The 11,683-nt window shown below is 61.8% G+C and carries 14 protein-coding genes; 4 read left to right on the forward strand and 10 right to left on the reverse strand.

The genetic code is table 11. From position 1 onward, the window contains the following. Nucleotides 1–2: 2 nt before the first annotated feature. The 4 genes from petA (at nt 3) to EOA86_RS06570 (ending at nt 3,544) form a co-directional block, all read left to right on the forward strand. Nucleotides 3–503 (forward strand): ubiquinol-cytochrome c reductase iron-sulfur subunit, encoded by a 501-nt coding sequence (gene petA, locus EOA86_RS06555; protein WP_128341040.1) that lies wholly within the window; start codon nt 3–5, stop codon nt 501–503. A 17-nt stretch (nt 504–520) separates the two neighbouring features. Beyond that, on the forward strand, nt 521–1,825 hold the full coding sequence (locus EOA86_RS06560) for a cytochrome b N-terminal domain-containing protein (protein ID WP_065011942.1): 1,305 nt from the start codon (nt 521–523) through the stop codon (nt 1,823–1,825). An 89-nt stretch (nt 1,826–1,914) separates the two neighbouring features. Continuing rightward, nucleotides 1,915–2,787 carry a cytochrome c1 gene (locus tag EOA86_RS06565; RefSeq protein ID WP_127211200.1) on the forward strand — a complete coding sequence of 291 codons (873 nt, stop codon included), beginning with the start codon at nt 1,915–1,917 and terminating at the stop codon, nt 2,785–2,787. Nucleotides 2,788–2,998: 211 nt separating this feature from the next. Continuing rightward, the gene (locus EOA86_RS06570) at nt 2,999–3,544 is read left to right on the forward strand and encodes an adenine phosphoribosyltransferase (RefSeq protein WP_065011944.1); all 546 of its coding nucleotides are present in this window, start codon (nt 2,999–3,001) and stop codon (nt 3,542–3,544) included. Between the two features lie 198 nt (nt 3,545–3,742). On the opposite strand, the gene EOA86_RS06575 is transcribed toward EOA86_RS06570, so the two are convergent. The 10 genes from EOA86_RS06575 to EOA86_RS06615 all read right to left on the reverse strand — a co-directional run. Beyond that, nucleotides 3,743–4,213, reverse strand: a complete 471-nt coding sequence (locus EOA86_RS06575) for a MaoC family dehydratase (protein ID WP_095519196.1) — start codon at nt 4,211–4,213, stop codon at nt 3,743–3,745. Next, nucleotides 4,210–4,671 (reverse strand): MaoC family dehydratase, encoded by a 462-nt coding sequence (locus EOA86_RS06580; RefSeq protein ID WP_127211201.1) that lies wholly within the window; start codon nt 4,669–4,671, stop codon nt 4,210–4,212. Before EOA86_RS06580 ends, EOA86_RS06575 begins: the two co-directional genes overlap by 4 nt. A gap of 122 nt (nt 4,672–4,793) precedes the next feature. Then, complete coding sequence (gene corA / locus EOA86_RS06585; RefSeq protein ID WP_065011947.1) at nt 4,794–5,768, reverse strand: magnesium/cobalt transporter CorA; 975 nt, start codon at nt 5,766–5,768, stop codon at nt 4,794–4,796. Between the two features lie 221 nt (nt 5,769–5,989). Beyond that, on the reverse strand, nt 5,990–7,093 hold the full coding sequence (gene ychF, locus EOA86_RS06590; protein WP_127211202.1) for a redox-regulated ATPase YchF: 1,104 nt from the start codon (nt 7,091–7,093) through the stop codon (nt 5,990–5,992). A 95-nt stretch (nt 7,094–7,188) separates the two neighbouring features. Beyond that, nucleotides 7,189–7,920 carry an aminoacyl-tRNA hydrolase gene (pth, locus tag EOA86_RS06595; protein WP_127211203.1) on the reverse strand — a complete coding sequence of 244 codons (732 nt, stop codon included), beginning with the start codon at nt 7,918–7,920 and terminating at the stop codon, nt 7,189–7,191. Nucleotides 7,921–8,108: 188 nt separating this feature from the next. Continuing rightward, nucleotides 8,109–8,747 (reverse strand): 50S ribosomal protein L25/general stress protein Ctc, encoded by a 639-nt coding sequence (locus EOA86_RS06600; RefSeq protein ID WP_128341041.1) that lies wholly within the window; start codon nt 8,745–8,747, stop codon nt 8,109–8,111. A gap of 369 nt (nt 8,748–9,116) precedes the next feature. Further along, the gene (locus EOA86_RS41155) at nt 9,117–9,356 is read right to left on the reverse strand and encodes an SUMF1/EgtB/PvdO family nonheme iron enzyme (protein WP_281035637.1); all 240 of its coding nucleotides are present in this window, start codon (nt 9,354–9,356) and stop codon (nt 9,117–9,119) included. After that, entirely contained in the window at nt 9,245–9,838 is a 594-nt protein-coding gene (locus EOA86_RS06605) for an SUMF1/EgtB/PvdO family nonheme iron enzyme (RefSeq protein WP_245497152.1), read from the reverse strand. Before EOA86_RS06605 ends, EOA86_RS41155 begins: the two co-directional genes overlap by 112 nt. Next, nucleotides 9,823–10,854, reverse strand: coding sequence for an aldo/keto reductase (locus EOA86_RS06610; protein ID WP_245497153.1), 1,032 nt, complete (start codon nt 10,852–10,854; stop codon nt 9,823–9,825). The genes EOA86_RS06605 and EOA86_RS06610 overlap by 16 nt, the downstream gene beginning before the upstream one ends. Before the next feature lie 59 nt (nt 10,855–10,913). Continuing rightward, nucleotides 10,914–11,683 (reverse strand): AraC family transcriptional regulator (locus tag EOA86_RS06615; RefSeq protein WP_206629967.1); only part of this gene is annotated, 770 nt, incomplete at its 5' end.

Here is an 11,683-nt window from a genome sequence, read left to right on the forward strand (position 1 = left end):
GTATGGCGGCGGTGGTCGGCGCGGGTGCCGTCGCCTGGCCGTTCATCGACCAGATGCGCCCGGATGCCTCGACGCTGGCGCTGGCCTCGGTCGAGGTCGACGTCTCCTCGCTGACGCCCGGGATGTCGCTTGTCGTGAAATGGCGCGGCAAGCCGGTTGTGGTGCGCAACCGCACCGAACAAGAAATGAAGGACGGCGAGGCGGTCAATCTGGCCCAGCTCAAGGATCCGCTCGCCCGCAACGCCAATCTGCCGGCCGATGCGCCGGCGACGGACGCCAACCGCACCATGCCGGGCAAAGAGGCCTGGATAGTGATGGTCCAGGTCTGCACTCATCTCGGCTGCATTCCGCTCGGCCAGGAAGGCGAGTTCGGCGGCTGGTTTTGCCCGTGTCACGGTTCGGTATACGACACGGCCGGACGCGTCCGCGGCGGGCCGGCCCCGGAGAACATGACGGTGCCGGTGTTCCAGTTCATTTCCGACACCAAGATCCGTATCGGCTAAGGCTAAGGGATATTTCGATGAGCGAGGGACACTCGACCTATACGCCCAAGACCGGTATCGGACGCTGGTTCGACGCCCGCATGCCGCTGCCGCGGCTGGTCTATGACAGCTTCGTCGCCTATCCGGTGCCGCGCAACCTCAACTACGCGTACACTTTTGGCGGCATCCTGGCGCTCATGCTGGCGGCGCAGATGCTGACCGGCATCGTGCTGGCCATGCATTATGCGGCGGACAGCACTCTTGCCTTCGATTCGGTCGAAAAGATCATGCGCGACGTGAATTCGGGCTGGCTGTTGCGCTACATGCATTCGAACGGCGCGTCGTTCTTCTTCGTCGCGGTCTACATCCACATCTTCCGCGGCCTCTACTACGGTTCGTACAAGGCGCCGCGCGAGCTTCTGTGGATACTCGGCTGCATCATCTACCTCCTGATGATGGCGACAGGCTTCATGGGTTATGTGCTGCCCTGGGGGCAGATGTCGTTCTGGGGCGCGACCGTCATCACCGGCTTCTTCAGCGCCATCCCGCTGGTCGGCGACTGGATCCAGCAGCTTTTGCTCGGCGGCTACGCCGTCGACAACCCGACGCTGAACCGCTTCTTTTCACTGCACTATCTGCTGCCGTTCATGATCGCCGGCGTCGTCGTGCTGCATATATGGGCGCTGCATGTGGTCGGCCAGTCGAACCCGACCGGCATCGAGGTCAAGTCGAAAACCGATACCGTCGCCTTCACCCCCTACGCGACCATCAAGGACGCGTTTGGGATGCTCGTGTTCCTGTTCATCTTCGCCTACTTCGTCTTCTATCTGCCGAATTTTCTCGGCCATCCCGACAATTACGTCGTCGCCGACCCGCTGAAGACGCCTGCCCATATCGTGCCGGAATGGTACTTCCTGCCGTTCTACGCGATCCTGCGCGCCATTACCTTCAATATCGGGCCGATCAACTCCAAGCTTGGCGGCGTGCTCGCGATGTTCGGCTCCATCGCCATGCTGTTCCTGGTGCCGTGGCTCGACACCTCGAAGGTGCGCTCGGCGGTCTACCGGCCCTGGTACAAGCTGTTCTTCTGGCTATTCGTGATCGATGCCGTCCTGCTCGGCTGGCTGGGTTCGCAGCCGGCTGAAGGCAGCTATGTCTTCATGGCGCAGATGGCGACATTGTTCTATTTCGCCTTCTTCCTGGTCGCGCTGCCGGTGCTTGGCCTGATCGAGACTCCGCGGCGGTTGCCGAATTCGATCACCGAGGCGGTGCTCGAGAAGAACAAGCATGGCGGTGGCGGGCATCCGGCTCGTGCGACAGCCGCACCGGAAACCAAGGGCTGAGCATGACCCCGAACAGTGGAGACCGGTTTTCGGACAAGATGATGGTCGAGACGACGACAGCGCGGCAGAGAATCTCAAGGGGATTTGGTATGAAGAAGATTCTCACCTCGCTGGCGCTGCTCGGCCTTGTGTTGGCAGGCACTGCGACCGCGACCACAGGGGCGATCGCCCAGGAGGAGGCGCACAACGAAGCCGCGCCGACGCATTTCCCGATACACGAGCCCAAGGAGATGGACTGGAGCTTCGCCGGGCCGTTCGGCACCTACGACAAGGCGCAGTTGCAGCGCGGGCTCAAGGTCTACAAGGAAGTCTGCGCGGCCTGCCATTCGATGAAGTTGGTGGCGTTCCGCACGCTGGAAGACCTTGGCTATTCGGAAGCGCAGGTCAAGGCGCTGGCGGCCGAATACACGATCAATGATGGCCCCAACGATGCCGGCGACATGTTCGATCGTCCCGGCATACCGTCCGACTATTTCCCGGCGCCGTTCCCCAACGATCAGGCAGCAGCGGCCGCCAATGGCGGGGCTGCCCCGCCCGACATGTCGCTGCTGGCCAAGGCGCGCGGCGTCGAGCGCGGCTTTCCGCGTTTCGTCTTCGACATCTTCACGCAATACGCCCAGGGCGGTCCCGACTATATCCACTCGCTGCTGACCGGCTATGACGAGCAGCCGCCGGCGGGCATGGAGATACCGGAAGGCACGCACTACAATCCGTACTTCATAGCCGGCGTGTCGCTGAAGATGCCCAACCCGCTCTCCGACGATCAGGTGACCTATGACGACGGCGCGCCGCAGACAGTCGACCAGTATTCCCGCGACGTGTCGGCCTTCCTGATGTGGGCGGCCGAGCCGCATCTGGAAGCCCGCAAGAAAACCGGCTTTCGCGTGCTGGTCTTCCTGTTGCTGTTCGGCGCGCTGGTCTATCTGACCAAGCGCAAGGTGTGGGCCGGCGTGGCGCACTGAGCTACGCCACCAGATCGAAAGGGCGTCGAAAGGCGCCCTTTCGCATTTCCGAACACTGCTTCCGAAGACCGCCGGCCCAGTCCTTTGCCGGACAATTTTCTTCCAGCCGCCATATCGCGGTAGCCGTCTCTGGCCGCGCCGGGTTACGATCGGCCGGAGTTCCTTTTCACGTCTTCAAGTCGAATCGGACGAATGCCCGGAGAGCCGCCCCATGAAACCTTCGCTCGAAGACACGCTGCTTGCCGCGATCCGCACCATTCCGGACTATCCCAAGCCGGGCATCCTGTTTCGCGACATCACCACGCTGCTAAGCAATGCGCGCGCCTTCCGCCGCGCCATCGACGAGCTGGTGCATCCCTATGCCGGCCAGAAAGTCGACAAGATCGCCGGTATCGAGGCGCGCGGCTTCATCCTTGGCGGCGCCGTCGCCCATCAGCTATCGGCCGGCTTCGTGCCGATCCGCAAGAAGGGCAAGCTGCCTTACGAGACGGTGCGCGTCGCCTACAGCCTCGAATACGGGCTGGACGAGATGGAGATGCACAGGGATGGCGTGTCTCCGGGTGAGAAGGTCATCCTCGTCGACGACCTGATCGCCACCGGCGGCACGGCGGCGGCGGCGGTCCAGCTGTTGCGGCAGATCGGCGCCGACATCCTCGCCGCCTGCTTCGTCATCGACCTGCCGGACCTCGGCGGCCGCGAGAAGCTCGAAGCGCTCGGCGTGCCGGTCAGGACGCTGATCGGATTCGAAGGGCATTGATACGCTTTTTCCTTTTCCCTTTGTGTGAGAAGGTGGCGTCGCGAAGCGAGGTCGGATGGGGGTGTTGAACCGATCGCAGCGCTGAAGGCCTAAGCGCTTCCAATCATTGGATTTTTAGACGTATCATTTCTTCCAGCACCCTCATCCGTCTTGGCGCTGCGCGCCAATCCACCTTCTCCCCAAGGGGAGAAGGAAAGCTCACCCCACCTTCACCAGCACGGCACTTTCGAATTCGATGACCTTGTCCCCGGTCGAATCGAAGGCCTCCGAGCGAAGCGTGAGCAGCCGCCACCCCGGCCGTGACATGATGGGGCGGTGGGCAAGCGCTGTGCGGGTGAAGGTCACGGTTTCTCCGGCATAGACGGGCTTCAGCCATTTGAGGTTCTTGAAACCGGGCGAGGGGCCGAATTCGGGTGCGGGTCCTGCGCCGACCCAGCGGGCGCCCCCGGCCTCCACGCCGGCCTCGAGGTTCAATTTCATCCAGGTTGCAGCTGTGTGCCAGCCCGACGCGCACAGGCCGCCGAATACGCTCTTCTTCGCCGCCTCTTCGTCGAGGTGGAATATCTGCGGATCGTATTTCCTGGCGAACGCCTTGATCGCCTCGGGTTCGAATGTATGCGACCCAAGCGTGACGGTGACGCCGATGCAGAAGAACTCGTCGAGGCTCACGCGCTGGCCCCTCGCGTCAGGAACATGACGGTGTTCTCGAGTTCGAAGACGCCTTCGCCACGCTGGTTGAAAAGCTCGCTGCGCAGGGTGACGAGGCCGAGCTGGGGCTTGGACCTGGACAGGCGCTTGGCAAGGACGGTGGTGTTGCCGCGCAAGATGTCGCCGGCCAGCACCGGCTTCTTCCACCGGACCTGGTCGACGCCGGGGGCGCCTTGCGAGGTCGAGTCCAGCAGGAAGGCGTCGCACAGCATGCGCATGAACATCGCGCAAGTATGCCAGCCGGAGGCCGACAGCCCGCCAAGGATGCTGGCCTTGCCCGCCGCCTCGTCGAGATGCATCGGCTGCGCATCGAACTCTTGCGCGAATTCGATGATCTCGGCCGCACTCACCAGCTTCGTCCCGAGGTCAAGCGAGGCGCCCTCGACGAAATCCTCATAGGCCCAGGTCTTTCCGGTCATGGTCTGGAATCCGGTTCAAGTTTGTACGATCGCCACGGATCGGGGTTCCCGGATGCAGGCAGGGCGCAATTTGGTCAAGTAATTTCTGGTGCGCCAGGCCATCGCGCCCAAGGGAATAGAAGCTACAACCAGCCGCGGCGGCGGAAATACCAGAAAGGCAGGATCGCCGACACGATCATCAAGCCGATGGCGAAGGGATAGCCGAGCTGCCATTTGAGCTCGGGCATGATGTCGAAATTCATGCCGTAGATCGAAGCGACCAGCGTCGGCGGCAGGAAGATGACTGCGGCGACGGAGAAGATCTTGATGATGGCGTTTTGCTCGATCGAGATCATGCCGAGCGTCGCGTCGAGCAGGAAGTTGATCTTCTGCGACAGGAAGGTGGCGTGGTCGGCGAGCGACAGCACATCGCGCGACAAGGTCTTGATGCGCGCGCGGATGTCCTTGCTCATCTTGGTCTGGGTCGAGGCGTGGGCGAGAAAACCGGCGAGCCGCTGCAGTGAAATCAGGCTGTCGCGGATCGAGGAGGCGATGTCCTCCTTGCGGCCGATCGCCTTGAGCAATTCCTGGAAGTCGCGGTTGCGCTTGGAAACCTTGGTCGAGCGTGCCTCGAAGATGTCGCGCGAGATCGTCTCGATGTCGCGGCCGGCGCGCTCCAGAATGTCGGCGAGGCGGTCTACGATCGCCTCCAGCAGGCCGATCAGGATGGTGTCGCCGCTGGTGCAGCCGGTCGCCACCTTCTCGGCGCGCAGCGGAAACGTCTTGAAGGCCTTCGGTTCGTGATAGCGCACGGTGATCAGCCTGTTGCCGGCCAGCACGAAGGTGACCGGCGACATCAGGGGATCGTCGGCCTCGGTCTGGGCCGGCAGAATGGCGGTCATGAAATAGGCGCCGTCCTCGACGTAAAGGCGGCTGGAAATCTCGATCTCCTCCATCTCCTCGCGCGTCGGAATGGCAACACCGAGCCAGGCCTCGATGGCCGCTTCCTCTTCCTTTGTCGGGTTCAGAAGATCGGCCCAGACGATCTTGTCGCTGTTTGCCAAGAGATCGTCGGCGAGGCGCAGGCGATCATTGTCCACGACGAATGCCTTGATCATCACCGGGTCTCCCTTGCTGAGGCTAAAAGGATGGGTTCGAGCGGGCGCGTCGTTTCGGATTGCACGGGACAGGGGTTTTTGACGAAGGCACGGGCCGGTGCAGACGCCCCTTAGACCGGGCATTGCAGGCAGTCAAGCCGCGCGGAAACGGCCCGCGCGGCGTGCACAGGGCTGTGATCGCAGCGGCGGCCGCGATGGCTTCCGGCGTGCCGTCGGTCAGCTCAGGTGTTGAACTTGAACAGCATGATGTCGCCGTCCTGGACGACATATTCCTTGCCTTCGTCGCGCGCCTTGCCGGCTTCCTTGGCCGCCACTTCGCCGCCCAGCGTGACGAAGTCGTTGTAGGCGATGGTCTGGGCGCGGATGAAGCCGCGCTCGAAATCGGTATGGATGACGCCTGCCGCTTGCGGCGCCTTGGCGCCCTTGTGCACGGTCCATGCGCGTGTCTCCTTCGGCCCGACGGTGAAATAGGTGATGAGCTGCAGCAACTCGTAGCCGGCGCGGATCACCTTGTTCAAGCCAGGTTCCTCAAGGCCGAGCGAAGACAGGAATTCCATCTCCTCTTCGTCGCTGAGCTGCGCGACCTCGGCTTCGATCGCCGCGGAAATCACCACGGTGCGGGCGCCCTGCGCGGCAGCCATCTGCTCGACCGCTTTGGTGTGCGCGTTGCCGGTGGCAGCATCGGCCTCGGCGACATTGCAGACATAGAGCACGGGGTGCGACGTCAAAAGGTTCAGCCCCTGCAGGATGCGCAGATCCTCCGCGGAAATGCCATTGAGCAGGATGCGGGCCGGCTTGCCGGCCTGCAGAAGTTCAAGAGCTGCTTCCATCATCGGCAGCACGGTCAGCGCCTCCTTGTCCTTGCCGGAAGCGCGCTTGCGGAACTGCACGATGCGGCGCTCGAGGCTGTCGAGGTCGGCGAGCATCAGCTCGGTCTCGACGGTCTCGGCGTCGGCGACGGGATCGATGCGGCCCTCGACATGGGTGATGTCGTCATCCTCGAAGCAGCGCAGCACATGGACGATGGCGTCGACCTCGCGGATGTTGGCCAGGAACTGATTGCCCAGGCCTTCGCCCTTCGAGGCGCCGCGCACCAGGCCGGCGATGTCGACGAAGGAGATGCGGGTCGGGATGATCTCTTTCGACTTGCCGATCGCCGCGATCTTCTGCAGGCGCGGGTCGGGCACCGCCACCTCGCCGGTGTTCGGTTCGATGGTGCAGAATGGATAATTGGCTGCCTGCGCCGCCGCCGTCCTAGTCAGCGCGTTGAAAAGCGTCGACTTGCCGACGTTGGGCAAGCCAACGATGCCGCATTTGAAACCCATTTTATCCAGTCCTATCGGGAAATCGAAATTTGATGAGGGCTATGGGCGAAAGGGGTGACGAACGTCAACCCCTTCGGCTCCGTTCGCGCCGAAGCTCAATCCTTGCCCCCAAACAGCTTCTTCAGCATGGCGGCCATCGGGCCGGTTTCGGGCAGCTTGACTGCCGGCTGCTGCGGCCGCGCCTGACGGACGTGGCTCTGCTGTTTTGCACCCTGTTGTTTTTGCCCGGGCTTTTCCGGCTTGGGCGCGACGCCGGTCTTTCGCTGGACGGCAACACTGACCTTGTTCATGAAGCCGGGCTCATCACCCCTCACGATCAAGTCGGCATGATCACCGATGGCGTCGAGGAGCGGCTCCACCCATTCGCGATCGGCCTTGGCGAAATCGCCAAGCACATGATGCTGGACGAATTCCTTGACGCCGGGATGGCCGACGCCGATGCGCACGCGGCGGTAAGCGTTGCCGACATGGCCGTCGATCGAGCGGATGCCATTGTGACCGCCGGCGCCCCCGCCGGTCTTGACACGGACCTTACCGTCGGCGAGGTCGATCTCGTCATAGAAGACGGTGAGCGCCGAGGGAGTGAGCTTATAGAAGCGCAGCGCTTCGCCGATCGACTGGCCTGAATTGTTCATGAAGGTCTGCGGCTTGATCAGGATGATCTTTTCGCCGGCAAGCGTACCTTCGGCGATCAGCCCCTGGAACTTCTTCGACCAGGGGGAAAAGGAGTGGCGGCGGGCGATTGCGTCCGCCGCCATGAAGCCGACATTGTGCCGGTTGTTGGCGTATTTCGCGCCCGGATTGCCGAGGCCTGCAAACAGCAGCATCGTCACCTCTAGTGTGGTGGATTTGAAGTTCCTGCCGCTTTGAAGGCATCAACGTTCAGGAACTTCAAATCCAAAAACCACACTAGAACCTCATGGTTGCTAGTGTGGCCTTTAGAATCCGAAATTCGCCCGGTGCGCTGCTCCAAAGTGATGCGAATTTCGGATTCGCCACACTAGGCGGAAAGGGATTACTTCTCTTCGTCGGCAGGTGCCGCTTCGGGTTCAGCCGCTTCGACCGTCTCTTCCGCCTCCGGCTTCATCGCCGCGGAACCGGCAATGGTCGCGACGGTGAAGTCGCGGTCGGAGATCACCGGCTTGACGCCGGCCGGCAGCTTGACCGCCGAGATGTGGATCGAATCGCCGATATCGGTGCCGGTAAGATCGACGGTGATGAACTCCGGGATCGCATTGGCAGGGCAATGGAACTCGACTTCATGACGCACGATGTTGAGCACGCCGCCGCGCTTGATGCCGGGCGACTTGTCCTCGTTGATGAAGTGGACCGGCACGTTGACATTGACTTCGGTGTCCTTGCCGATGCGCAGGAAGTCGACATGGACCGGGAAATCCCTGACCGGGTCGAGCTGGTAGTCCTTTGGCAGGACCTGGATCTTCTTGCCGTCGACATCGATCGTGGCGATCGTGGTCAGGAACCCGCCGCCATGGATCTTGTAGTAGATGTCCTTGTAGGTCAGCGCAATCGCCAGGGGAGGCTGCTTGTCGCCGTAAATTACTGCAGGCACTTTACCGTTGCGGCGAACTGCACGGGCGGACCCCTTACCGACCTGTTCGCGCGCTTCGGCCTTGAGCTCGTAAGTATCGCTCATGGCATTTCCTTTCGCGTTGTTCTGGAGCGTTCGCGGCCGGCGAGGTGCCTGGGGCCGTAAACGTCGAAAGCCGTCATGGCCTTACAATGATCGGGTCCAAAATCTTTTTGGGATCACGTTAGGCCGGACAGCCTTCCGCCGCGTTGCCTCCAAGGGTGTCTACGCGGGTGGCGGCTCTATAGCGGAAGGTGGGACGAGGTGCAAGCCAAAGTCGGGCGTGAGGAAGCTCCGAACGCCCGAATGTCTGCCGACCGCGGGAACAAGCCCTGTTCCCGCAATGGGCAGACGTTCTGCGCTTCCAGTGAGAATAACCAAGATCGCCAAAATGCGGCAGTTTGCCCCGCCGGTCATCAGCCCGCAACTCAGGATTTATCGGGCACGTCCGTGATCGTAGACACATCGAAAACCTATGTAGACGACGTAGAAATCGACAGGTTTCCATTGCATCGCGCTGGACACCATCTCCTCGGCACCATACCACCAGGAACCACCGGCAGTTAGAGCCGCTTGGCCATCACGATCGGCAAGCCATTCCCACACGTTGCCACCCATATCGTAGAGACCATTGACCCCGACCTGCGTGGTACCGCTGCCGTATGGCGCGGCCAAGGATCGTCGCCCCGCGTGTTGGCGCCGATGGGAGTGTCGCCGACAGGATATGCATATTGCCTGCCGGCGATGAAGCCCGCCGATGGGTCAGGGCGGGTTTCGCGATAGGCCGCCTGGACCCATTCTTCGATGGTCGGCAAGCGGCCGCCGGCCCAAGCGCAATAGGCTGCCGCCTCGTGCCAGCTGAGATGAACGGCCGGCTCGCTCGTCGATTGTGGCGCTTCTCCGAAGGGCGTCCGATATGTCCATCCAGGACGCCGCTCCCATCCCGAGCCCCACTCGTGTCCGCCACCCAAGGTTTCGGCGGCCGTCATCAGCCCCGTCGCTTCAGCGAAGCCGGTGAATTGTCCGATTGTCACTTCGGTGCGGTCGATGGTGAATTGTCCCACGAAAGCCCGTTCGTTGGCGCTGAGCTGGCCGCAGGTCACCAGAAGAACGGCGACCGAGAGAACTGCGGGAGCATTCTTCAAGCGAAGGGCCACTTCACGACCCCTCCATAGTTCTTTCCTGGATAGGGCGGTTGCCGAAGGGCATCGGACACACCGGGAAGAGATGTGTAGTATTCCGCCATACGCTCTCGCATCGACCGATCCGGCAGCTCGCCAAAGAGCGCGCCCATGTTGTCAACCAGGTGTTCGGGATTGCTGGTTGCCGGAATCACTACGGTAACGTTGGGGTGGGAAATGATGAACTTGAGAAAGTACTCAGCCCAGCTTTCAATGCCCAATTCGGCGGCGAAAGGCGGAAGAGGCTGTTCGGCAACTGGCGTGAACAGGCGCGCCTTCTCGAAGGGAATGTTCACCTGCACGGCGACGCCATTGTCCGCACAGGCCTGCAGCAGTCTCTTTTCGGCCGCCCGCGTATGGATGGTGTAGGCGATCTGAACGAAGTCGAGCGTGCCGCCTGCAACCAACCGCTCCATGGTATCGTAGTATTCGGCGCTCCACTGCGTCGCCCCGATATAGCGGATCAGGCCTTCCTCCTTCCATTGGCGCAGCAGGTGCAGGACCTGATCGTGATTCTCGAGACTATGAACTTGTTGGACATCCATCCGGCTACGCCAGAGGCGCTCGCGCGAGCGAAGAAATTGCGCCTCCGAGTGACTGTTGTCCGAGAGATATTCGCCCGTTGTCCAAGTCTTGTTGGTGACGAAAATGTCATCCGCTATGCCCAGTTCGGTCACGAAATCGCCGACGCTGACCTCGGACATGCCGTACAGCGGCGACGTGTCGATGACGCGCCCGCCCATCTGATGGAAGGAACGGATGATCTCGCGAATGTTGTCTCGCGGTTCACCGGGCATGATGTCGAATGTTTCGAAAGTGCCCAGACCGACGGCGGGGATCATCTCGCCCGTCTTGGGGATCGGCCGCATGATGGTCGAGCGCTCTTGCGCGATTGCCTTGATCGGAAATTGGCAGGCCGCGGCGACTGCGGCCAGCGTTGCGGTGGAACGGAGAAGATCGCGGCGGGTGGTGAGAAACTCGGGACGAGACATCGAGGGTACTCCGTTTGATGTGCGGGCAAGCTAGCCAAAACACGGAGCAAATGCGCGCCTCATCCTGACCGGATCGCTTCATCCTGATCGTTTCTTGCCGGGACGGCGACCGCTCGAAACTCACGTCGATATTCCGACGGCGTCGTGCCGAGTATGGTACGGAATAGCCTTGCAAGGTGGCTTGGGCTCGCCAAGCCCACTTCGAGAGCTATACGGTTAACGGAACAATCCGTCTGAGCCAGCAATGAAGCCGCGCGCTCGACGCGCCGTTCAGAGATAGCTTGAACGGGCGTGCGGCCCGCGGCGCCCCGAAAAGCCCTGTAGAAATGGCCTTCTGAAATACCAAGCGGCGTGGCCAGATCGGCGATCTGGACCGGCTGCGGCAGCAAATGATCGATGCGTTCCATCGTCATACGCAGCTGCCTGGCCGAGAGTTGCCGGATTCCCTTGGCGCGAACGGGGCGACCGGATCGACGCAGCAGATATTCGGCAAGCGCTATCGTCATGACGCTGCAATAAGTGGCGTCGAGCGCGCCATCGACGGACAGGAGATTTTTCATTTGCGCTATCAGACCGTACAAAAATGGTTCTGAAGGCTCGATGAATGGAGCTATCGACATGATGTCTGCGGCGACGGATCCCGGATGCACGGCGATCGCGCCCCACTCCCATGCGACGTGCTCCAAGGAGAGTCGCCGTTCGCAACCCGCAGGCAGGAAGGACACGGTTCCCACTCGGTCTCGGCCGGAATACCGCAGACCGCTGTCAGTCCTGAACTCATGCCGGATCGCTCCACCCTTTGTAGTTGCCATGATCAAGTGACAATCGG

The organism is Mesorhizobium sp. M5C.F.Ca.IN.020.32.2.1, from assembly GCF_004023105.1.
Lineage (GTDB): Bacteria > Pseudomonadota > Alphaproteobacteria > Rhizobiales > Rhizobiaceae > Mesorhizobium > Mesorhizobium wenxiniae.

What these genes read in the sequence shown, in the direction of transcription:
- EOA86_RS06560 (WP_065011942.1), top strand. Translation starts at nt 521, where the DNA reads ATGAGCGAGGGACACTCGACCTATACGCCCAAGACCGGTATCGGACGC.
- pth (WP_127211203.1), bottom strand. Translation starts at nt 7,920, where the DNA reads ATGCTGCTGTTTGCAGGCCTCGGCAATCCGGGCGCGAAATACGCCAAC.
- petA (WP_128341040.1), top strand. Translation starts at nt 3, where the DNA reads ATGGCGGCGGTGGTCGGCGCGGGTGCCGTCGCCTGGCCGTTCATCGAC.
- EOA86_RS06610 (WP_245497153.1), bottom strand. Translation starts at nt 10,854, where the DNA reads ATGTCTCGTCCCGAGTTTCTCACCACCCGCCGCGATCTTCTCCGTTCC.
- EOA86_RS06580 (WP_127211201.1), bottom strand. Translation starts at nt 4,671, where the DNA reads ATGACCGGAAAGACCTGGGCCTATGAGGATTTCGTCGAGGGCGCCTCG.
- EOA86_RS06570 (WP_065011944.1), top strand. Translation starts at nt 2,999, where the DNA reads ATGAAACCTTCGCTCGAAGACACGCTGCTTGCCGCGATCCGCACCATT.
- corA (WP_065011947.1), bottom strand. Translation starts at nt 5,768, where the DNA reads ATGATCAAGGCATTCGTCGTGGACAATGATCGCCTGCGCCTCGCCGAC.
- ychF (WP_127211202.1), bottom strand. Translation starts at nt 7,093, where the DNA reads ATGGGTTTCAAATGCGGCATCGTTGGCTTGCCCAACGTCGGCAAGTCG.
- EOA86_RS06565 (WP_127211200.1), top strand. Translation starts at nt 1,915, where the DNA reads ATGAAGAAGATTCTCACCTCGCTGGCGCTGCTCGGCCTTGTGTTGGCA.
- EOA86_RS06600 (WP_128341041.1), bottom strand. Translation starts at nt 8,747, where the DNA reads ATGAGCGATACTTACGAGCTCAAGGCCGAAGCGCGCGAACAGGTCGGT.